General features: G+C 61.1%; 19 protein-coding genes and 3 tRNA genes. 15 read left to right on the forward strand and 7 right to left on the reverse strand.

Annotated features, from left to right (window positions below):
* Window positions 1–164 precede the first annotated feature (164 nt).
* The 12 genes from fdnG to KI617_RS11395 all read left to right on the forward strand — a co-directional run bounded on the left by fdnG (window position 165) and on the right by KI617_RS11395 (window position 13,026).
* Window positions 165–3,230, forward strand: a complete 3,066-nt coding sequence (gene fdnG / locus KI617_RS11340) for a formate dehydrogenase-N subunit alpha (RefSeq protein WP_226446294.1) — start codon at window positions 165–167, stop codon at window positions 3,228–3,230.
* A 12-nt stretch (window positions 3,231–3,242) separates the two neighbouring features.
* Entirely contained in the window at window positions 3,243–4,130 is an 888-nt protein-coding gene (fdxH, locus tag KI617_RS11345; protein ID WP_226446296.1) for a formate dehydrogenase subunit beta, read from the forward strand.
* Window positions 4,127–4,747 carry a formate dehydrogenase subunit gamma gene (locus KI617_RS11350; RefSeq protein WP_226446298.1) on the forward strand — a complete coding sequence of 207 codons (621 nt, stop codon included), beginning with the start codon at window positions 4,127–4,129 and terminating at the stop codon, window positions 4,745–4,747. Before fdxH ends, KI617_RS11350 begins: the two co-directional genes overlap by 4 nt.
* Before the next feature lie 240 nt (window positions 4,748–4,987).
* Window positions 4,988–5,896, forward strand: coding sequence for a formate dehydrogenase accessory protein FdhE (gene fdhE, locus KI617_RS11355; protein ID WP_226446304.1), 909 nt, complete (start codon window positions 4,988–4,990; stop codon window positions 5,894–5,896).
* 41 nt (window positions 5,897–5,937) lie between these two features.
* Window positions 5,938–7,335: an L-seryl-tRNA(Sec) selenium transferase gene (gene selA / locus KI617_RS11360; protein ID WP_226446306.1), complete on the forward strand. Its 1,398-nt coding sequence runs from the start codon at window positions 5,938–5,940 to the stop codon at window positions 7,333–7,335.
* A 279-nt stretch (window positions 7,336–7,614) separates the two neighbouring features.
* Window positions 7,615–8,949, forward strand: a complete 1,335-nt coding sequence (locus KI617_RS11365) for an NAD(P)/FAD-dependent oxidoreductase (protein WP_226446310.1) — start codon at window positions 7,615–7,617, stop codon at window positions 8,947–8,949.
* A gap of 72 nt (window positions 8,950–9,021) precedes the next feature.
* Window positions 9,022–9,579, forward strand: coding sequence for a flavodoxin family protein (locus KI617_RS11370; protein ID WP_226446311.1), 558 nt, complete (start codon window positions 9,022–9,024; stop codon window positions 9,577–9,579).
* Window positions 9,580–10,056, forward strand: coding sequence for an MOSC domain-containing protein (locus tag KI617_RS11375; RefSeq protein WP_226446313.1), 477 nt, complete (start codon window positions 9,580–9,582; stop codon window positions 10,054–10,056).
* Complete coding sequence (selB, locus tag KI617_RS11380) at window positions 10,053–11,948, forward strand: selenocysteine-specific translation elongation factor (RefSeq protein WP_226446315.1); 1,896 nt, start codon at window positions 10,053–10,055, stop codon at window positions 11,946–11,948. Before KI617_RS11375 ends, selB begins: the two co-directional genes overlap by 4 nt.
* Before the next feature lie 5 nt (window positions 11,949–11,953).
* A tRNA-Sec gene (locus KI617_RS11385) sits at window positions 11,954–12,049 on the forward strand.
* Between the two features lie 148 nt (window positions 12,050–12,197).
* Window positions 12,198–12,641, forward strand: a complete 444-nt coding sequence (locus KI617_RS11390; RefSeq protein WP_226446318.1) for a glycine cleavage system protein H — start codon at window positions 12,198–12,200, stop codon at window positions 12,639–12,641.
* Window positions 12,628–13,026 carry a DsrE family protein gene (locus tag KI617_RS11395; protein WP_226446323.1) on the forward strand — a complete coding sequence of 133 codons (399 nt, stop codon included), beginning with the start codon at window positions 12,628–12,630 and terminating at the stop codon, window positions 13,024–13,026. Before KI617_RS11390 ends, KI617_RS11395 begins: the two co-directional genes overlap by 14 nt.
* 267 nt (window positions 13,027–13,293) lie before the next feature.
* Here KI617_RS11395 and KI617_RS20545 read toward each other — a convergent pair whose 3' ends face one another.
* The 3 genes from KI617_RS20545 to KI617_RS11410 all read right to left on the reverse strand — a co-directional run bounded on the left by KI617_RS20545 (window position 13,294) and on the right by KI617_RS11410 (window position 14,041).
* Window positions 13,294–13,656: a DUF4124 domain-containing protein gene (locus tag KI617_RS20545; protein WP_226446325.1), complete on the reverse strand. Its 363-nt coding sequence runs from the start codon at window positions 13,654–13,656 to the stop codon at window positions 13,294–13,296.
* A gap of 184 nt (window positions 13,657–13,840) precedes the next feature.
* A tRNA-Arg gene (locus KI617_RS11405) sits at window positions 13,841–13,917 on the reverse strand.
* Between the two features lie 47 nt (window positions 13,918–13,964).
* Window positions 13,965–14,041, reverse strand: a tRNA-Arg gene (locus tag KI617_RS11410).
* Window positions 14,042–14,105: 64 nt separating this feature from the next.
* Between KI617_RS11410 and KI617_RS11415 the strand changes: the two genes are divergently transcribed.
* Window positions 14,106–14,372, forward strand: a complete 267-nt coding sequence (locus KI617_RS11415) for a biotin/lipoyl-containing protein (protein ID WP_226446327.1) — start codon at window positions 14,106–14,108, stop codon at window positions 14,370–14,372.
* 37 nt (window positions 14,373–14,409) lie between these two features.
* On the opposite strand, the gene KI617_RS11420 is transcribed toward KI617_RS11415, so the two are convergent.
* The 4 genes from KI617_RS11420 to KI617_RS11435 all read right to left on the reverse strand — a co-directional run bounded on the left by KI617_RS11420 (window position 14,410) and on the right by KI617_RS11435 (window position 18,261).
* On the reverse strand, window positions 14,410–14,751 hold the full coding sequence (locus KI617_RS11420; RefSeq protein ID WP_226446329.1) for a BON domain-containing protein: 342 nt from the start codon (window positions 14,749–14,751) through the stop codon (window positions 14,410–14,412).
* Between the two features lie 168 nt (window positions 14,752–14,919).
* A complete protein-coding gene (locus tag KI617_RS11425) occupies window positions 14,920–16,329 on the reverse strand; it encodes a sigma 54-interacting transcriptional regulator (protein ID WP_226446333.1) in 1,410 nt (469 codons plus the stop codon).
* Window positions 16,326–16,868: a permease gene (locus tag KI617_RS11430; protein ID WP_226446334.1), complete on the reverse strand. Its 543-nt coding sequence runs from the start codon at window positions 16,866–16,868 to the stop codon at window positions 16,326–16,328. Before KI617_RS11430 ends, KI617_RS11425 begins: the two co-directional genes overlap by 4 nt.
* Complete coding sequence (locus tag KI617_RS11435) at window positions 16,858–18,261, reverse strand: sensor histidine kinase (protein ID WP_226446336.1); 1,404 nt, start codon at window positions 18,259–18,261, stop codon at window positions 16,858–16,860. Before KI617_RS11435 ends, KI617_RS11430 begins: the two co-directional genes overlap by 11 nt.
* 355 nt (window positions 18,262–18,616) lie before the next feature.
* Here KI617_RS11435 and KI617_RS11440 point away from each other — a divergent pair, with 355 nt between their 5' ends.
* Both KI617_RS11440 and KI617_RS11445 read left to right on the forward strand, forming a co-directional pair.
* Window positions 18,617–19,174 carry a bactofilin family protein gene (locus KI617_RS11440; protein ID WP_226446338.1) on the forward strand — a complete coding sequence of 186 codons (558 nt, stop codon included), beginning with the start codon at window positions 18,617–18,619 and terminating at the stop codon, window positions 19,172–19,174.
* Between the two features lie 152 nt (window positions 19,175–19,326).
* Window positions 19,327–19,839, forward strand: a complete 513-nt coding sequence (locus KI617_RS11445; RefSeq protein WP_226446340.1) for an N-acyl amino acid synthase FeeM domain-containing protein — start codon at window positions 19,327–19,329, stop codon at window positions 19,837–19,839.
* Window positions 19,840–19,850: the final 11 nt, after the last annotated feature.

Consider the following 19,850-nt stretch of genomic DNA (forward strand, 5'->3'; position numbering starts at 1 on the left):
CCGGGACAATTTGTCCCGACCCGCCGCCAGATGGACAAAATGTCCCACCTCTGCCGCAAGACCTGAACCCCCGATTCCTCAATGTTCAACGACTTAGCCGAAATGGCACGTTCGTTGCAATGTACCTCCATTGCGACATGGGGTCGCATGAGGAGGAAAGCTCAATGAACATGAATAGGCGGCAGTTCTTCAAGGTCTGCTCCGCCGGGCTAGGGGGGTCGTCCATCGCACTGATGGGATTCTCACCGACCGCAGCCCTCGCGGAAGTACGTACCTTCAAGCTCGCCCGCGCCACCGAAACACGGAACATCTGTCCGTACTGCTCGGTGTCCTGCGGCGTGCTGATTTACTCCACCGGCGACAAGTCGAAAAACTCGCAGGCGGAAATCATTCACATCGAAGGCGACCCGGACAATCCGGTCAATCGCGGCACGCTGTGCCCGAAGGGTGCCGGCCTGCGCGACATGGTGCAAAGCGCCAATCGCCTGAAGTGGCCGGAAGTGCGTGAAGCGGGCAGCAATGAATGGAAGAAGATTTCCTGGATGGAAGCCTTCGACCGCATCACCAAGCACATGAAGGCGGATCGCGACGCCAATTTCGTCGCCCAGAACAAGGATGGCCTGACGGTTAACCGTTGGCCGACCACTGCATTCCTCGCATCATCAGCAGCACCGAATGAGGCCGGCTACCTGACTGTGAAGACGATTCGCGCGATGGGCATGACCTCGATCGACACTCAGGCGCGCATTTGACACGCTCCCACGGTGGCCAGTCTGGCTCCGAGTTTTGGGCGTGGTTCGATGACCAACCACTGGGTGGACATCAAGAACGCTGATCTGATTTTCGTGATGGGTGGCAACCCGGCTGAAGCGCATCCCTGCGGCTTCAAGTGGGTGATCGAAGCCAAGAAAAACCGCAAGGCAAAGCTCGTGGTCGTCGACCCGCGCTTCAACCGCACTGCGTCGGTGGCCGATTTCTATGCGCCTGTCCGTTCCGGTTCCGACATCGCCTTCCTCGGCGGCGTCATCAATTACCTGATCTCCAACGACAAGATTCACCACGATTACGTCAAGGCCTACACCAACGCGGCTTTCCTGATCGATCCGGGCTTCAAGTTCGACGACGGCATTTTCTCCGGCTACAACGAGGAGAAGCGCAGTTACGGCAAGGACAGCTGGAAGTACCAGATGGGCGAGGATGGTTTCGCCAAGGTTGACGAAACCTGGCAAGACCCGAACTGCGTCTGGCAGATCATGAAGACCCACTATTCGCGCTACACGCCGGAGGTGGTGAGCAAGGTCTGCGGTACGCCGAAGGACGCTTTCATCAAGATCTGCGAGATGATTGCCGAGACGGCCGCGCCGAACAAGACAATGACCAACCTGTACGCGCTGGGCTGGACCGAGCACTCTGTCGGCTCCCAGAACATCCGCTGCATGGCGATCATCCAGCAATTGCTCGGCAACATGGGCATGGCGGGTGGCGGCATCAACGCGCTGCGCGGTCACGCCAATGTTCAGGGCATCACCGACTTCGCGCTCTACGCCCAGCAGTTGCCGGGCTACCTGGCGGCGCCGACCGATGCCGACACCGATCTGAAGAGCTTCCTGGAAAAGAAGACGCCGAAGGCCATGCGCCCGGGGCAGATGAACTACGGGCAGAACTTCCCGAAGTGGTACATCAGCCTGCAGAAGGCCTGGTGGGGGGATGCGGCGACGAAGGACAACAACTTCGCCTTCGACTACATGCCCAAGCTGGGTGGCGCCTCCGACGTGCTGTCAATCTTCGACCAGATGTATCAGGGCAAGATCAACGGTTTCTTCTGCCAGGGCTTCAACCCGCTGGCTTCCGTCGCCAACAAGAAGAAGGTGTCGGATGCAATGGCCAAGTTGAAGTACCTGGTCGTCATGGACCCGCTGGCCACCGACACTTCCGAGTTCTGGAAGCCGCACGGTGAGTTCAACGAAGTCGATCCGACCAAGATTGCGACCGAAGTCTTCCGTCTGCCGACCACGCTGTTTGCCGAAACCTCCGGCAGTTTCACCAACTCCGGCCGTGTCATTCAGTGGCGCTGGAAGGCGGCGGATGGTCCGGGTGATGCCAAGGACGACACCGAGATCATGGCGGCCCTGTTCCTGAAGCTCAAGGAAATGTACGCCAAGGATGGCGGTGCCTTCGCCGACGCCATCCAGAAGCTGACCTGGGCCTATCGCATCCCGACCAAGCCGTCGCCGGAAGAGCTGATGATGGAGTTCAACGGCAAAGCCTTGGCCGACGTCACCGATCCGAAGGATCCGACCAAGGTGCTGGTCAAGGCCGGCGATCAGCTGGGCACTTTCGCCCATCTGCGCGACGACGGCTCGACGACCTGCGGCAACTGGATCTACTGCGGTGTCTGGTCACAGGCCGGCAACCTGTCGGCACGACGTGACAACGCCGACCCGTCCGGCCTCGGCCAGACGATGAACTGGGGTTATGCCTGGCCGGTCAACCGCCGCATCCTCTACAACCGCGCCTCGGCCGACCCCTCGGGCAAGCCGTGGGATCCGAAGCGGACGGTGTTGAAGTGGACGGGCAAGGTCTGGGGCGGCAATGACGTTCCCGACATGCGCCCGGATGCAGCACCGGAAGAGAACGTGATGCCTTTCATCATGAATCCGGAAGGCGTGGCGCGTCTGTTCTGTCGTGACCTGATGGCCGAAGGGCCGATGCCGGAGCACTACGAGCCGTTCGAAAGCCCGCTCGCCGCCAATCCGATGCACCCGAAGAACCCCAAGGCCAAGTCCAATCCGGCCGCCCGGGTGTACAAGGGCGACATGGAAGCGTTCGGCACGGCCAAGGACTTCCCGTACGTGGCAACCACCTACCGCCTGACCGAGCATTTCCACTACTGGACCAAGCAGAGCCGCATCAACGCGATCATGCAGCCGGAACAGTTTGTCGAAATCGGCGAGGAACTGGCCAAGGAGAAGGGCATCGTGGCCGGCGACAAGGTCAAGGTGCGCTCCAACCGCGGCTTCATCAAGGCCGTGGCCGTGGTGACCAAGCGGATCAAGGCGTTGGACGTTGATGGCAAGAAGGTGCACACCGTCGGCATTCCCATCCACTTCGGTTTCAAGGGGGCGACGAAGCCTGGCTTCCTCACCAACACCCTGACGCCGTTCGTCGGTGACGCCAATACGCAGACGCCGGAGTACAAGGCGTTCCTGGTCAACATCGAGAAAGCGTAAAGGAGAGCTGATATGGCACTGCAATCGCTAGACATCAAACAGCGCTCCGCGACGACGACGCCCTCCACGCAAGTGCGGGAAACCATCGAAATCGCCAAGCTTATCGACGTATCCGCCTGCATTGGCTGCAAGGCGTGTCAGGTGGCCTGCTCGGAGTGGAATGACATCCGCGACGAAGTGGGCAACTGCCACGGCGTCTACGACAACCCGATGGATCTGACGGCCAAGTCGTGGACGGTGATGCGTTTCACCGAGGTCGAGCAGAACAACAAGCTCGAGTGGCTGATCCGCAAGGACGGCTGCATGCACTGCGCCGACCCCGGTTGCCTCAAGGCCTGTCCGGCCCCGGGCGCCATCATCCAGTACAGCAACGGCATCGTGGATTTCCATCAGGAAAACTGCATCGGCTGCGGCTACTGCGTGACCGGCTGTCCGTTCAATGTCCCCCGCATCTCGAAGGAAGACAGCAAGGCCTACAAGTGCTCGCTGTGTTCCGACCGGGTGGCCGTCAACCAGGCGCCAGCCTGTGTGAAGGCCTGCCCGACTGGCGCGATCCAGTTTGGCAGCAAGGAGGACATGAAGGACTACGCGGCCAAGCGCGTCACCGACTTGAAAGAGCGCGGTTACGATCAGGCCGGCTTGTACGACCCGCAAGGGGTGGGCGGCACGCACGTCATGTACGTGCTGCACCACGCGGACAAGCCTGACCTGTATGCCGGCCTGCCGGCCAATCCGTCGATCAGCCCGCTGGTCTCGCTGTGGAAGGGCTTCGCCAAGCCGCTCGCCACGCTGGCTCTGGCCGGTGTCGCACTGGGTAGCCTTTTCCATTACGTGACCAAGGGTCCGAACGAGGTCTCGAAAGAGATCGAGGACGAGATCGAGAAGGAGGATGCAAAATGATCCGCGATCCGAAAGACCTGAAGCGCTATGAGCCCAAGGAACGGGCCAATCACTGGGTGGTGGGCATCAGCTTCATCCTGCTCGCCCTCTCCGGTCTGGCCTTCTTCCACCCGGCCTTCTTCCCGCTGACGCAACTGTTCGGCGGCCCGACCTGGGCCCGCATCATCCACCCCTACCTCGGGGTGCTGATGGCGCTGTCCTTCCTCGGGCTGTTCTTCCGCTTCAAGCATCTGAACAAGATGACGCCAGCGGACAAGGAATGGCTGGCCAAGGCGAAGAACATGGTGGATGGCAACGACCACGACATGCCGGAACAGGGCAAGTACAACGGCGGCCAGAAAGTCATGTTCTGGGTGATGGCCATCTGCATGCTGCTGATGACCGTCTCCGGCCTGCTCATCTGGCGCGCCTGGTTCGGTTTCGACATCACGCTCGTCCGCTTGGGTGCCGTGGTGCACGCTGCGGCCGGGGCAGTGATGATCGGCATGATCTTCGTCCACGTCTATGCCGCCATCTGGGTCAAGGGCACCATCCGCGCCATGTGGTACGGGACGGTGACTCGCGGCTGGGCCAAGCAGCATCACCGTGGCTGGTACCGTCAGGTGACTGGCAAATGAAACACTGCCGTCATTCCCGCATAAGCGGGAATCCAGAAAGTACTGCTGGATTCCCGTTGCTTTGCACGCTTTGGACTCCGCTTCGCGGGGGAGCGAATCCGGGAATGACGGATTAACCGTTTTACCTTGCGTTCAGAGGGGCTCTGCGGGGAACATCCCGCATCCCCTTCTTTTTTCAAAAACAACTCCTGATAGCCCGCCGCAAGATTTCGCCAAGGGCGGAAAAAAGCCGATATAACCATGCAGACCCAACCGATCGATTTCCACCCTCCGGCCGAAGAGGCTGCGCCCTACCTGCTGCCGAATCCCGGTTCGATATTCGCCGACCGCGCCGCGCGCTTTGCCGCGCTGGCCGAAGAACACAGCTTGGGTGACTGGCTCCGCTTTCTCGGCCAACTCAGCCAGGCCCAGCACGAAATCCTGAAATGCCTGCCGACGCTGCCCTTGCCCGACGCAGCCAGCCTCGAACAGGCGCGCACCCACGGCATGCCGCCGCTCAATGCATCTTCCCTGGCCCGCCCGGCTGCCTGGCGCTTTGCGCTGCAGCAACTGGCCCAGCGCCTGGAAAAAGAAGTTCCTGAGGGCGCCCAAAAGGCACTCAAGGGTTTGTTTTCCGCCAGCGAAGCCGATCTTGAAAAGCTGGCCGACATGCTGCTGGCCGGCGAACCCGATAGCGAACACGCCGCCCAGTTGCCCTTCGTCGCTGCCGCCCTGCAAATCGTTTTTACGGCACTGGCCAGCCAGCTCGATGCCAGCCAGCTTCAACCGCTCGATGTCCATGGCGTCTGCCCCTGCTGCGGCAGCCTGCCAGTCGCCAGCATCGTCCGCCTGGGTGCCGCCATCAACAACCTGCGCTACCTCCATTGCAGCCTGTGCAATACCGAATGGAACGTGCCGCGTGCGACCTGCACGGCCTGCGATACCGACAAGGGCGTCGCCCTGCATGAAGTCGAAGGCTCGAAAGGTGCCGTCCGCGCCGAGACTTGCGATGCCTGCAAGAGCTACCTGAAGATCGTCTATCAGGAAAAAGACCCGCGCGTCGATCCGGTGGCCGACGACCTCGCCACCCTGGCGCTCGACATGCTGGTCGACGAGGCCGGCTACGAGCGCTCCGGCCCCAACCTGTTGCTGATCGGCGCCAACGCTTAAATCCATTGATCAACCTTTCTGCCCGGTCCGGGTGAAAGCCTATGAACGAAAAACGAAATCTCCCTGCGGTTGACCGCGTACTGGCGCAACTAGCCGATCTCATCGAAGCGCATGGCCGCCAACTGGTCACCGGCTGCATCCGGGCTGAACTGGCGGCCGCCCGCGAAAGCCTGAAACATGGCCTGCCCCTGCCCGATGAAGCCGCCCTGCTCGCCGCCATCCAGCGCCGGGCCAACGATGCCGGCCAGGCCAACCTACGCCCGGTCTTCAACCTGACCGGCACGGTGCTGCACACCAATCTCGGCCGCGCCCAACTGGCCGAAGAAGCCATCGCCGCCATGGTCGAAGCCGCCCGTTCGCCCTGCGCGCTCGAATACGACCTCGCCTCCGGCGGCCGTGGCGACCGCGACGATCTGGTCTCCGGCTTGCTCGCTGAACTGATCGCCGGCGGTTCGCCTGATATCGCCGCGACCATCGTCAACAACAACGCCGCCGCCGTGCTACTGACCCTCAACGCCTTGGCACAGGGCAAGGAGGCCGTGGTCTCGCGTGGCGAGCTGGTCGAGATCGGCGGTGCCTTCCGCATCCCAGACGTGATGCGCCGGGCACAGGTCAAGCTGCACGAAATCGGCACGACCAACCGCACCCATGCCAAGGATTTTCAGGAAGCCATCGGGCCGAAAACGGCGCTGCTGATGAAAGTCCATACCAGCAACTATGCAGTGACCGGCTTCACCAAGTCCGTCGATGAAAAGGAAATTGCCGACATCGCCCACGCCGCCGGACTGTCTTTCATGATCGACCTCGGCAGCGGCACGCTCTGCGACTTCGCTGCCCACGGCCTGCCGGCCGAACCGACGCCTCAACAGGCACTGGCTGCCGGCGCCGATATCGTCACCTTCTCCGGCGACAAGCTGCTCGGTGGCCCGCAGGCCGGGCTGATCGTCGGCCGCAAGGACTTGATCGCCAAGATCAAGAAGAACCCGTTGAAGCGCGCCCTGCGCGTCGGCAAGACCACGCTGGCCGCACTGGAAGCAACGCTGCGCCTGTACCGCGACCCGGATCGCCTGGCCGAACGCCTGCCGACCTTGCGCCTGCTGACCCGGCCGGTGACCGAAATCACCGCGCTGGCCGAACGTGTGCTGCCGACAGCCCAAGCAGCACTCGGCGAATTGGCCGCTGTCAGTGTCGAAGCGTGCAGCAGCCAGATCGGTAGCGGCGCCTTGCCGGTTGAGCGCCTCCCCTCTGCCGCCCTGGTCTGCCGCCCCACCGCCAGAAAGCCCGGCAAGATATTGCTCGCCATCGAGGCTGCCTTCCGTGGCCTGCCGACGCCGGTCATCGGCTACATCCGCGATGACACGTATCACCTCGATCTGCGCTGCCTGGAAGCAAAGGACGAAGCCCGCTTCGTCACCCAGCTGCAGCATCTGAAGTTTTGAAAGCAGCATGGTGGTCTGTTTTGCAATGAGCGAAACATGAAAGCTTGTCTTTGCGTCCCTGGCGTTGTTGCTCATCCTCGCGATAGCTACGGCTATCGCTGCGGTTTGCGCCTAGCCAGGAAAGCAAATCCAGCGCCTTCATTTCGTTTCGCCCATCACAAAGCAGACCACTAATGGGCGGTCTGCGTACCGCCTGCTGTTTTCTTTTGTGCCCGCAAGGGCGCCCCCGTAAATCCGGGCATCTCCGTGTCCGGGTGGTTTAGAAATGGAGAAATAACCATGACGTTCAATCGCCGGAAATTCCTGGCGGCGGGCGCCGCGCTGGGGGCCACGACGGCCATCGCCCAGCCGACCAGCCCGCTGCCTTTCCTGATCAACATGCAGTCCGATCCGCTGTTGCCGAAAGCTACCGGCAAGCGCGTCGTCATCTGTGGTGGTGGCTGGGGCGGCATCAGCGCCGCCAAGCACCTGAAGAAGCTGGATGCCAGCCTTGAGGTCGTCGTCCTCGAACGCAACCCGGTCTTCTTCTCGTGCCCGATGAGCAACAAGTGGCTGGTCGATGTCGTCGACGTCCAGTTCCTGACCTTCAGCTATCTCGAAGTCGCCCAGAAATACGATTACAAGTTTATCCAGACCGAAGTCACCGCCTTCGAACGCGAACGCAAGCGCGTCATCACGGCCCAGGGCTGGCTGGACTACGACTACCTGATCATCGGCGCCGGCATCCGTTACAACTACGAGGCCTGGTTCGGCAATGACCGCAAGGCGGCGGAATACACCCGCGCCATGTTCCCGGCCGCTTACATTCCTAATGCCGAGCACTTCCGCCTCAAGCAGAGCATCCAGAATTTCACAGGTGGCGATCTGGTGATGACCCTGCCGCCTCCGCCGCATCGCTGCCCGCCGTCGCCCTACGAGCGCGCCTGCCTGATCGCCGGCCTGTTCAAGGAGCGCAAGATCAAGGGCCGGATCACCATCCTCGACCCGAAGCCGAGCCCGGCGCCGATTACCGGCGGCTTCCAGGAAGCCTTCGAAAACCTCTACAAGGACCAGATCACTTACGTGCCAAAGGCCGTGATCAAGGAAGTCGATCCCTTCAACAAGAAGATCAAGACCGCGGTGGGCGACTTCAGCTTCGACCACAGCATCCTGATGGCCCCGCACCAGGCCGGCGACATGGCCTGGAAGGCTGGCGTCATCGGCAAGAACGAAGAAGGCAAGCCGACCGGCTGGGCTGGCGTCGATCCCTTCTTCCTGAACATGAAGGACGACCCGGACGTCTACGTCATCGGCGACGCGGTCGGCATGGTCTCGCCACAGTTCCGCTTCTATCCCAAGGCTGGACACGTCGCCAACTACCAGGGCCGCATCGTCGCCAATTACATTGCCCAGCGCGTCAAGGGCCGCGAACCCAAGTACGCGCTGCCCGACAACCTGTGTTTCATGATGGTCAATACGGCCCCGCGTGAAGACGTTGCGGTCCGCTTCAAGTACTACGTCAACGAGAAAGGCATCATCATTCAGGATCAGGACGACGACAACTTGCGCCGCGACGAGCTGGTCACCGAAGACTTCGCCTGGGCCGGGCGCATGTACGAGGACATGTTCGGATAAGCCATGACGGCCCGACCCGGATAACGGGTCGGGCATGCCAGAATAGGCATGTTTTCCAACTCAAATACTGCTATGTCCCATTTCCTCTTCCTGAACGCCAGCACTCGCGAACCCGGCCATGTCGGCAATACCGAAACGCTGGCCCGTCGTGCTGCCGCCAGTTTGCCGGCCGGCACCGAGCAAACCTGGGTCAAGCTGGCTGATCTGGAACTTCCCCCCTTCGTCGATCTGCGTCATACCGCCGGCACCTATCCGATGCCGATGGCCGATGCCAAGTCCATGCTCGACGCCACGCTGGCCGCCACCGATCTGGTCTTTGTCTCACCGGTCTACTGGTTCTCCATCCCGTCGCCGCTGAAAACCTACCTCGACCACTGGAGCGCCTGGCTGCGCGTCCCGGACCTCGATTTCAAGCAAGGGATGGCCGGCAAGCGCCTGTGGGTCATCGCCACCAGCGGCAACCGCGAAAAGGCCCAACCCATGCTCGACAGCTATCGACTGTGCGCCGAATTTCTCGGCATGCAATGGCAGGAGCCGCTCTGGGGCAAGGGCGGCGCGCCAGATGCCGTGCTGGCCGACAGCGCGGCGATGGCCGCGGCTACCGACTACTTTTCGGGCCAGTCCGCGTAGATGCTCGTCGAACGCCTTTTCCTCAGTCCATCCCGTGGCGAAGCGCAGCGCGAATGCCGGCAAATCGAGGTGCTGGCCGGGCAAGGCATGGTCGGTGATCGCCATTTCGCCAAGGCGGAGTGGGCCGGACAGCAACTGACGCTGGTCGAGGCCGAGGAAATCGAGCGTTTCTGCGCCCATACCGGGCGCACCAACGATCTCGCGATCACCCGCCGCAATATCGTGACGCGTGGCATCCGCCTGAACAAACTCGTCGGGCGCCAGTTCCGCCTCGGCAACTGCCTGCTGCTCGGCATCGAAACCTGCGAACCCTGCCGCACGCTGGGGCAGCGCTTGGCGAACGAAGCCCTGTCGGCGCCCGAGGTTGTCAAATACTGGGTCGGGCGCGGCGGGCTGCGCGCCAATGTGCTCACCTCCGGCCAGCTGGCCTGCGGGGATGCGCTGATGCTCGTTGAAGCAGGGGAAGGCGCGGCATGATCATCGGTACCGCCGGCCACATCGACCACGGCAAGACCACGCTGGTCAAAGCCCTGACCGGCGTCGACTGCGACCGCCTGAAGGAAGAAAAGGCCCGCGGCATCACCGTCGACCTTGGTTACGCCTACACGCCAACGCTTGGTTTCATCGACGTCCCCGGCCACGAAAAGCTGATCCACAACATGCTGGCCGGCGCCACCGGCATCGACTTTGCCCTGCTCGTCATCGCCGCCGACGATGGCCCGATGCCGCAGACCCGAGAGCATCTGGAGATCATCGAACTGCTCGGCATCAAGCGCGGGGCGGTAGCACTGACCAAGATCGACAATGCCTCGCCAGAATGCCGGCACCAGGCCATTTCCGAGATTGCCGAACTGCTGGCCGACACCGCATTAACCGCGGCCCCGGTTTTCCAGGTTGCGGCCACCAGTGGCAAAGGCATTACCGAACTGCGCGCCTATCTCGAAGAGCAATCCAACCTCCCCTCGCCCGCAAGCGGGAGAGGGGCCGGGGGAGAGGGCAGCAATTTCCGCCTCGCCATCGACCGCTGCTTCACCCTCTCCGGCGCCGGCACCGTCGTCACCGGCACCGCCTTCGCCGGCAGCGTCAAAGCCGGTGACCAACTGCTACTCTCGCCGCCCAACAAACCCGTTCGCGTGCGCAGCCTGCGCGTGCAGGACGCGCCGGCCGAATCCGGACACGCCGGGCAACGCATCGCCCTCGCTCTGTCCGGCATCGAAAAAGCCGACGTCGAACGCGGCATGTGGATCGTCGCCCCAGCATTGCATGCACCGGTGCGCCGTTTCGACGCAACAATCCGCGTCCTCTCCGGCCAGCCCGCCCTCAAGCACTGGACGCAGGTGCATCTACACTTGGGCGCCGAAGACGTTCCGGCCCGCGTCGCCCTGCTCGGTGCAACCGAGATCGCGCCCGGTAGCGAGCACTGGGCACAAATCACGCTCGACCGCGAGATCGGCACACTGGCCGGTGACCGTTTCATCCTGCGCGATGCCTCGGCCCGCCACACCATTGGCGGCGGCCGAGTGCTCGACATCTTCCCGCCCAGCCGCAAAAAAAGCAGCCCGGAACGCCTAGCCATGCTCGCCGCGCTGGCCGACGACAACCCTGCCACCGCGCTGCAACTCGCCACCGAACAACAAGCTGCCGGCGTCGAACTCGATACCTATGCGCTGAATCGCAATCTCGATCCGGCCACGCTGCAGGCCATCACCGGCCAACTGAGCCTGAAGCGGGTCGGCAACACCGCATTCTCGCCAGACCACTGGCTGGCCCTCGAAGAAAAACTGCTCGCCGCGCTGGCGGCCGAACACGAGCGCGCCCCGGATATGCCCGGCGTCGAACGCGACCGCCTGCGCCGCCTGACGCTGCCCACGCTCTCCCGCCCGGCTTTCGATGCCCTGCTGGCCGCGCCATTGGCCAGCGGCCGTATCGCCCAGACCAACGCCTGGCTGCATCTGCCCGAGCACCGAGTGCAGATGGCCGCCAGCGACCGCGACCTGTGGCAGACGCTAAAGCCGCTGCTTGATGCCGAACCCTACGGCCCGCCGCGTGTTCGCGATGTCGCCAAAGCCACCGGCGTCGGCGAAGACACCGTCCGCGCCCTGTTCAAGCGAGTCGCCCGCATCGGCGAAGCCTACCCGGTGGCGCACGACCACTACTTCACCGCCAGCGCCGTTGCCGCCCTCGCCCGCTACGTCGCCACGCTCAATACCGAACACGGTTTCGCTAGGGCCGCCAACCTGCGTGACCAGATCGGTGGCGGCCGCAAAGTCGCCATCCACATCCTCGAATTCTTCGATCGCATCGGCTACACTCGCCGCGTGCGCGACACCCACGTGCTGCGTGGTTCGCCGGAGCAATTCGGTTCATGAACAACGGAAGGAATCGTTCCCCGGTGGGACGGACGGTCTTCAAAACCGTCAGGGCCTGTCAAACAGGCTTGGGTAGGTTCGACTCCTGCTTCCTTCCGCCAGCTTTCGCTCGCAATGCATCCATGACTTTGTCCCCCAAGGGGACTTCCTGCGGGGCGTCGCTGTCGCCTTGCCGTGCAAGAGCACTGCCTTCGGCTCGTCTTCGCGTCCTGAATGCATTGCGAGCGTAGCTTTTTACTTTTCCCCGCCATGGCCCACACCCCTTTCTCCGGCAGCATCCCCGACGACCGCCTCTACTTCCCCCGCTACGACATGTGGGTGCAGCCCGGCGACAACGGCGAAGTCCTGATCGGCGCCACCAGTTTCGGCATCTTCCTGGCCGGCGAAATCATTGCCTTCACCGCCAAGCCCAAAGGCGCCGAAGTCGAACTCGGGCGCGGCATGGGCACCGTCGAATGCCGCAAGACCGTGCTCGCCGTCCACGCCCCGATTTCCTTCGTCCTGCTCGAAGGCAACGAAGCCGCCGAAGAACGCCCGGCCCTCGTCAATAAAGCCCCCTACGGCGCCGGCTGGATGGCCCGTGCCAGACCAACCAATTGGCAGGAAGACTCGACCACACTGGTCGATGCCAACGCCTACCGCGCCCACATCCTGAAAATCGAACCCGAGGCCAGTTTCGATGAGCAGCAATAATCCGCCCGCCCCAGAAAATCTCGCCTTCCTGATCTGGGCCGCCACCCCGGACCACCCGGAACTGATCACCACCCCGCTCGTCCACGCCCTCGCCGCCCGCGCCCTCGACTGCCAGGTCGAAATCCACTTCGCCGGCCCAGCCGCCCGCTGGCTGGTCGAAGGCATCGCCGCCAACAGCTACGCCACCCCAACCCGCGAAAAATCCATCCTAGCCTTCCTGCGCGAACTCGCCGCCGAAGACGTCCAACTGCTCGTCTGCAGCATGGCCAAAGAAGCCTGGATCAGACCAGATGAAAAACTGATCGCCGAATGCCACGGTGCCGTCGGCGCCACCGCCTTTGTCGCAAGGACACTGGAGCCTTCCTGGCGAACGGCGGTTTATTGATGAACTGGCAGCGAAAATAGAAAAAGCCACCGAATCGGTGGAATGCCGTTCAGTTAAGCGTCATTCCCGCGCAGGCGGGAATCCAGAACCTTGAAATCACTGGGTTCCCGCCTGCGCGGGAACGACGAATTCGAAGGGTTTTCCTCTTAACTGAACGGAATTGCACCGAATCGGTGGCTTTTCCTATTACGGTTATTCCGTACCAAAGGTGTTGCACTTCATATTTGAAGCCAACCCCCGATTATTGCCACAGGATCCAATTCGAAATTACCGTGCATTGGGGGGTATTGGCGATGTCACTGACGATGACGGCGAAAGAGGTGTCGGCGCTGGCGATGCCGGAGGAGGACTTGAGTAATCAGGAAGGGAGGCGGGGCCTGGTGCAGCAGCTCTTTCTCTTGCATTCTCAGCCGCTTGCCTTGCTGTGTAAGCCTTTTGTCTTTCAAGCTCTTGCTTGGCAGCGGCGGGATCACTGTCCGATTCACTTGGGCTTATTTTTTCAATCACCGCGCCCTTGGCACAAGGGGTATCGGAATAAACAGTTTCTCCAGATGACGTGTGACATGTAAACACATCTGCGCTGGACACATTCGAACAAAGTAGCAGTGCAAAAAAAACACAGTAGCGCATGGAAACCTCCTTTACGTTACCAATCTACACCCCAAAGATTACTGCTACAAAAACTTTAAATCCATTTCCAGGACAAAAAAAACACAGGTGTATATCCAACTGAAACAGATTGGTGAGAGAAACCTAAAATTCCACGCAGAAAACAAAAAAGCCACCTGAACGGTGGCTTTTGCATGTTTTTAACTGGTGCGCCCGGAGCGATTCGAACGCCCGACCCCTTGGTTCGTAGCCAAGTACTCTATCCAGCTGAGCTACGGGCGCACTGCTAAAAACAACTGACCAAACTATTGATTGGTCTTATTTCTGAATGGTGCGCCCGGAGCGATTCGAACGCCCGACCCCTTGGTTCGTAGCCAAGTACTCTATCCAGCTGAGCTACGGGCGCACTGTCAGAGCGGCGCATTATACGGACACGAGCGTAGAATGCAAGGGTTTTCAGGAAAAAAGCGATGTCCACAGTCTCCGTCCGAATGCCGAAATACCCCGAGTGCTGGTCAAGTTGCGGTTCGTGTGCGAGCGGCAACGTGTTCATTCTCGAACTTTTGGTCAAGGTCGGTGATGTCGTGGAACGGGACGACAACATCCTGACGCTGGAAACCGGCAAGGTGGCGCTGGATATTCCCTCCCCCTACGCTGGCCGGGTGGTGGAAATCCACGTCACCGAGGGCGATACAGTTGCTGAAAACGCACTGCTGGTAACGCTGGAATCAGCCTGAGCCAGCCCTGAAGCAAGCCCGGCTCGCCGCGGCACCTTCATTTTTGGGCATCGACCGCCATGCCGTTGCGCACCTCGCGCACGCCGCGCACGCTGCTGGCGAGATCGAGCGCCCGACGCAAGGCATGTTCGTCGGGAACCGTGCCGGCAACGGTAACTACCGCAGATTTGGAAGAGACCCGAATCCTGGAGCCGGCCAGACCGACATCGGTACGCAGGATGGTTTCAACCTTGTCGGTGAGCGTGCTGTCGAGCGCATCGTTATTGGCAACCACGGCGGCCAGGACTTGCGGGTCATCGGTGGCGAAGGCGGAAAGCGCCAGACCGACAAAAGTGGCGACGGCAACCAGCGTGGCGACAAAGAAATTACGAATGAGCATGGCGATTCCCCTTTTTATTGAATGCCAATGCTCAATGCGAACTTCGTGCCAGATTTAATTTACCGCTTTAAATCATATGCTTAATAAAAAACAAGGCGAAACCATTCGCCTGATTCAGTCGTCTGCCAGCGACAGGTATTTCCCGTCAGCCTGATTGACCCTGCCGGATCAGCGTTCGGCCATCGCCTCGCTGTCACTGCGGAACATCGCCGGGGTCAGGTCATGCTTTTGCAGCAGACGGTAGAACTCTGTCCGGTTGCGTTCGGCAATGCGTGCTGCATCGGCAACGTTGCCATCGGTCAGCTTGAGTAGCTGAACGAGGTAATTGCGCTCGAAACGCTGCTTGGCGTCGGCGTAGGTCAAGGCATCCATGGCCGGCACACGCAGGGCGCGCTGGACGAGGGTCAGTGGGATCAATGGCGTCGAGGTCAGCGCGCAGCTTTGTTCGACCACATTGAAGAGCTGCCGGACGTTGCCCGGCCAGGCGGCAGTAGCCAATGCCTCCAGCGCCTCCGGGGCGAAGCCATTGACCTGCTTGCCGTACTTGCCGGCGAGTATCTGGACGAAATGGGAAGCGAGCAGCGGGATGTCTTCTCGCCGTTCATCAAGACGCGGCAGGGTCAGGGAGACGACATCGAGGCGGTAGTAGAGATCCTCGCGGAACTGGCCTTGCGCCATGGCGGCATCGAGATCGCGATGGGTGGCCGACAGCAAACGGACATCCACCGGCTCGGCCTTGGTCGTGCCCACCGGCCGGACGACGCGCTCCTGCAACACGCGCAGCAGCTTGACCTGCAGGGCCAGCGGCATGTCGCCGATTTCGTCGAGGAAGAGCGTGCCGCCATTGGCCGCCTGAAACAGGCCGACGCGGTTGGTGGCTGCGCCGGTGAAGGCGCCCTTGGCATGGCCGAACAATTCCGACTCGAGCAATTGCTCGGGGATGGCCCCGCAATTGATGGCGATAAACGGCCCCTTGGCGCGCGGACTGGCCCGGTGGATGGCTCGCGCCAACACCTCCTTGCCGGAGCCGCTTTCGCCACGGATCAGCACGCTGGCGTCGGAGGCAGCAATCATGCGCGCTTCAGCCATCAACTCGGCCATGCGGCTGCTGCGGAAGATAACGCCGGCCATCCAGGCATCGTCTGCCTCGGCAGTCACTGGTGGCAGTTCGCCGACATGCGGCGTTGGTGCCGATAGCTGCAGGGCGCGATCAATCTTTTCGAGCAGGATCTGGCTGTCGAAAGGCTTGGTCAGGTAGCCAAAGACACCACGGGAGGTGGCATCGACGGCATCAGGAATATTGCCGTGCGCCGTGAGCAGAATGACCGGCAAGGTCGGCCGCGTGCGCCGGATTTCCTCGAACAATGCCAGACCATCGAGACCGGGCAGACGAACATCGCTGACAACGAGCCGCGGCGGATCGACTGCGATCTGGGCGAGCGCCTGTTCGGCCGAGCCGACCGCAGATACCCGGAACCCCCTCGCCCGCAGGCGCATAGTCAGCAAGCGGAGGATGTCCTCATCGTCATCGACCACCAGCACATGGGCGCCGACCGCCTTTGCCGGCGCCGCGATCATCGCTTGACTCCTTCGGGGCGTGTCGTCCGTGAGCGTGGGGTCAGTGTCCGTTCGATATCGGCCAGGCTGTCGAGTTTTTCCTGGAGTTCGGTGGCCTTGCGCTGGCTTTCTTTCATTTGCTGCCCCTGCTTGTCGAGCTGGCTTTCCAGCCTGGCGCGCTCGATGTAGTTGTCGGAAAGCAAGCGGGCCAGCGGATGGAATGGTGTCGCCGCCGGATCGCTGGACTTGAGCACGTTGTCGAGCAGGGCGAGTGCCTTGCCCAGATCCTGCTGCACACGCGGGTGGCCAAGCCACATCGCCATCCTGACCTGCGTATAGGGTGTCTGCGGCACGGCATTGAGCACCATGCGCTCACGGCCAAGTTCCGCTGCCGTCATTTTGTTCAGGCCGTGGTTGTAAATCAGGGCCGCTTCCGGCGTCGTTTCATCAACGCGGACCGGCTTTTTGACAACCGGCGCACTCGTACAGCCGGCAATCGCCAAGGCTAGCGAACAAATCGCAACCAGCTTGAGGAAAGATATTTTGCTATTACTGCTCATCAGGTATTTCCACACAAAAATGGGCGCCCGCAGCCTGCGGGAGAAGATAGACCGCACCGCCCATGGCTCGGACGAGTTCGCGCACGATGGACAGGCCGACACCGCTGCCCTGGCGTGGCGCAGGAGCCTCGCGCTGGCCCTGAACGAAGGGATCGAAGATCCGCTGCCGGTCTTCATCGGCAATGCCCGGCCCCTGGTCGATGCATTCAAAGCGCCAGAGGCCCTCGGCATGCGAAGCCACCAGACGGACCTCGCCACCTTCCGGACTGAAATCGATGGCGTTCGACAACAGATTGTCGAGGACGACCGTCATTTTCTCGGCATCGAGCATGGCCTGCTCTTCAGGAGCCTCGACAACGATATTCAACTGCCGTGACTGGCTGTGCAGTTCGCGGCGCTGCGCCACCGAGGCCAGCAACTTGCGCGGCCTGACCGGGGCGATCTGCAGGCGACGTGCCTCGAAGGCTGCCGCGTTAAGGGTCAGGAGGCTTTCAATCTGCTCCTGCAGGCCACGCACATTGTGCTGAAGGATCTCGACCACTTCACGCTGTCCGGAAGCCAGAGGCCCCGGAACTTCTTCACGGAGCAACGAAATGCCCTCCTTCAAGGCAGTCAAAGGAGTTTTCAGCTCATGTGACACGTGGCGCAAGGCCCGCTCGCGATCGGATTCCAGCTCGGCCAGGCGTTGCCGCAACCAGTCGAGCCGTTTGCCCAGTTGCCGCAAGTCGGCCGGACCGCCGACCTTGACCGCTTCGTCAAAGCGACTGGCGCCAAGCCGGATGATCGCCTGTTCGAGATGGCGCACCGGGCGCACCAGCCACCAGCCTATGGCCAGCGCCACCAGCAATGCCCCAAGCAAGGCCAAGCCGATCCGCCCGCCAAGACGAAGCCGATTGACTTCAAGTTCGTCCAGCGATTTGCGGTTCTGCGCCTCGATCCAGCGCTGCCCACCCTGCTTCAGCAAGTCGTTCAATTCGGCCATGCGGGCCAGCAGCGGAATGATCTCGGCCTGCGGGATGTTTTGTTCCAGGCCACTGCGCAACGCCTCGGCGACCATGCGCCAACCGCCCAACAAAGGAAGCAGCGGTTCGGCGGCCATGCCATCGAGCCGATCGACCACCGCCAGCGATTGCGTCAGATGTTCGTCGAAGCGTTGGCGAAATACCGGGTTATCCAGCACCAGATACTGGCGCGCGCTACGTTCGATATCGACCGTACGCTCCCCCAATTCCTGAATGGCGGCCGTCAACTGAATGGCCTGCTCACTTCCACGGCGACTTTGCTCAACCAGCTGCTCGACCACCAGCCAGCTTTGCACGGCGGCGCCGCCAAGCAGCAAAACGATCAGTGCAAAGCCAAGCAGCATGCCCTGGCGAAAGGAAATTCGATTCATTTGCGTACTGATTTGGAAACTCCCAGTGTAAACCGCATCGATCATTCCCCTAATTGAACGAGGCATCGCGAACGAGTCAGAAACGCCCTGTCCTGCAATAAATTATCGATAAGAAACAGACAATTACAGTTTTGTCGCATTTTGACGACAGCTATTTCTTATAGCCTAGTCACGTTTCCGGGTAATGCCAAATAAACCTGTCGCCATTTCACGACAGCAGGGCCATTCATTTCAATATACAAGTTTAAATAATTTTTATAACTTATTGTTTATATTAAATTTTTGTTTCATGGCACGCTTATCGCAATAGCTCCCGGGACACCAAATCATCGCAAACCTCAAAACGGGAGTTTTCATGTTCAACAAACCCAGCATCACAAACCGCAATGACAGCATCACCCGCAAGGAGGTCAATAGCATCCTCGGCTCAAGCGCAGCCAGCCTGAAACCGGTCACCGAATCACCTGCCCCGGCAGCAACGCCAACCCCCCCTGAAAAACCGGAGACCACCACCGCCTCCGAAAACGTCATGGGTGCCCGCCTGATCGTCGGCCCCGACGTCAAGCTGAAGGGTGCCGAGATTCTCGATTGCGACACCCTGGTCGTCGAAGGTCGCGTCGAAGCCACCATGGACAGCCGGGTAATCCGTATTGCCGATAAGGGCTCGTTTTCCGGCAAGGTCAGCATCGACATCGCGGAAATTCATGGCAGCTTCGACGGCGAACTGACCGCACGCTCCCAGTTGATCATTCACGCCACCGGCCGGGTCAGCGGCAAGATTCGCTATGGCAAGCTGGTCATCGACGAAGGCGGTGAATTGTGTGGCGACATCAACGCACTTTCTGCCGAAAAGCCAGGCCAGTTCTACCATCGGGACGAACCGGCAATCGCCCTCAGCGCCGTTGCTGGTTGATTACATTTTAGGCAGACCATAAAATGCAATCCATGCATCATGTAGTACCTCCGAAATTTCCTCCCCCGCAAGGTCACTTGGGCGCCCATTTATTGCCTGACATAAGTGGCTTGGGTAATGGCACGTGCGCAGATTCCGGTTCGCAGGAACTGATGATCGCCCCGGCAGTGACCTATCAGCAGCATCGTGCCTGCGGCGCTCTGGTTCGCCGCATGTACTCCTGGCGCGGTTACCGACTTTCTCCGCCCCGCCATCAGCTTGACGATCCAAACCACGTCACGCTCGGCGCCTGGCTGGATCGTGAACTGGTCGCGACCCTGACCGCTTCGCGTGACTCGGGCTCCGGACTACTGGCCGATGCGCTCTACGCTCAGGAAATGTCCAGGCTGCGCAAACCAGCCAAGGTGATCTGCGAAGTGACTCGATTGGCGGTTGATCTTGATTGCCACGACCCGGAATTGATGCAGTCACTCTTCAAGGCCGCCTATCAGTACGCCAGGGCTGTTTTTGGCGGGACCGATGTCGTCATCGAAGTCAATCCCCGCCACGCCGGCTATTACCGTCGGCAGCTTGGCTTTACCCAGGTCGGAACACTCCGTACCTGCCCACGCGTCGAGGCACCTGCCATCCTGCTGCATCGCACGCTCGGCAACCTTCACTTCTAGTTTTTCACTTT

This window comes from Ferribacterium limneticum (genome assembly GCF_020510625.1).
Classification (GTDB): Bacteria; Pseudomonadota; Gammaproteobacteria; order Burkholderiales; family Rhodocyclaceae; genus Azonexus; species Azonexus limneticus_A.

What these genes read in the sequence shown, in the direction of transcription:
- fdxH (WP_226446296.1), top strand. Translation starts at nt 3,243, where the DNA reads ATGGCACTGCAATCGCTAGACATCAAACAGCGCTCCGCGACGACGACG.
- KI617_RS11350 (WP_226446298.1), top strand. Translation starts at nt 4,127, where the DNA reads ATGATCCGCGATCCGAAAGACCTGAAGCGCTATGAGCCCAAGGAACGG.
- fdhE (WP_226446304.1), top strand. Translation starts at nt 4,988, where the DNA reads ATGCAGACCCAACCGATCGATTTCCACCCTCCGGCCGAAGAGGCTGCG.
- selA (WP_226446306.1), top strand. Translation starts at nt 5,938, where the DNA reads ATGAACGAAAAACGAAATCTCCCTGCGGTTGACCGCGTACTGGCGCAA.
- KI617_RS11365 (WP_226446310.1), top strand. Translation starts at nt 7,615, where the DNA reads ATGACGTTCAATCGCCGGAAATTCCTGGCGGCGGGCGCCGCGCTGGGG.
- KI617_RS11370 (WP_226446311.1), top strand. Translation starts at nt 9,022, where the DNA reads ATGTCCCATTTCCTCTTCCTGAACGCCAGCACTCGCGAACCCGGCCAT.
- KI617_RS11375 (WP_226446313.1), top strand. Translation starts at nt 9,580, where the DNA reads ATGCTCGTCGAACGCCTTTTCCTCAGTCCATCCCGTGGCGAAGCGCAG.
- selB (WP_226446315.1), top strand. Translation starts at nt 10,053, where the DNA reads ATGATCATCGGTACCGCCGGCCACATCGACCACGGCAAGACCACGCTG.
- KI617_RS11390 (WP_226446318.1), top strand. Translation starts at nt 12,198, where the DNA reads ATGGCCCACACCCCTTTCTCCGGCAGCATCCCCGACGACCGCCTCTAC.
- KI617_RS11395 (WP_226446323.1), top strand. Translation starts at nt 12,628, where the DNA reads ATGAGCAGCAATAATCCGCCCGCCCCAGAAAATCTCGCCTTCCTGATC.
- KI617_RS20545 (WP_226446325.1), bottom strand. Translation starts at nt 13,656, where the DNA reads ATGCGCTACTGTGTTTTTTTTGCACTGCTACTTTGTTCGAATGTGTCC.
- KI617_RS11415 (WP_226446327.1), top strand. Translation starts at nt 14,106, where the DNA reads ATGTCCACAGTCTCCGTCCGAATGCCGAAATACCCCGAGTGCTGGTCA.
- KI617_RS11420 (WP_226446329.1), bottom strand. Translation starts at nt 14,751, where the DNA reads ATGCTCATTCGTAATTTCTTTGTCGCCACGCTGGTTGCCGTCGCCACT.
- KI617_RS11425 (WP_226446333.1), bottom strand. Translation starts at nt 16,329, where the DNA reads ATGATCGCGGCGCCGGCAAAGGCGGTCGGCGCCCATGTGCTGGTGGTC.
- KI617_RS11430 (WP_226446334.1), bottom strand. Translation starts at nt 16,868, where the DNA reads ATGAGCAGTAATAGCAAAATATCTTTCCTCAAGCTGGTTGCGATTTGT.
- KI617_RS11435 (WP_226446336.1), bottom strand. Translation starts at nt 18,261, where the DNA reads ATGAATCGAATTTCCTTTCGCCAGGGCATGCTGCTTGGCTTTGCACTG.
- KI617_RS11440 (WP_226446338.1), top strand. Translation starts at nt 18,617, where the DNA reads ATGTTCAACAAACCCAGCATCACAAACCGCAATGACAGCATCACCCGC.
- KI617_RS11445 (WP_226446340.1), top strand. Translation starts at nt 19,327, where the DNA reads ATGATCGCCCCGGCAGTGACCTATCAGCAGCATCGTGCCTGCGGCGCT.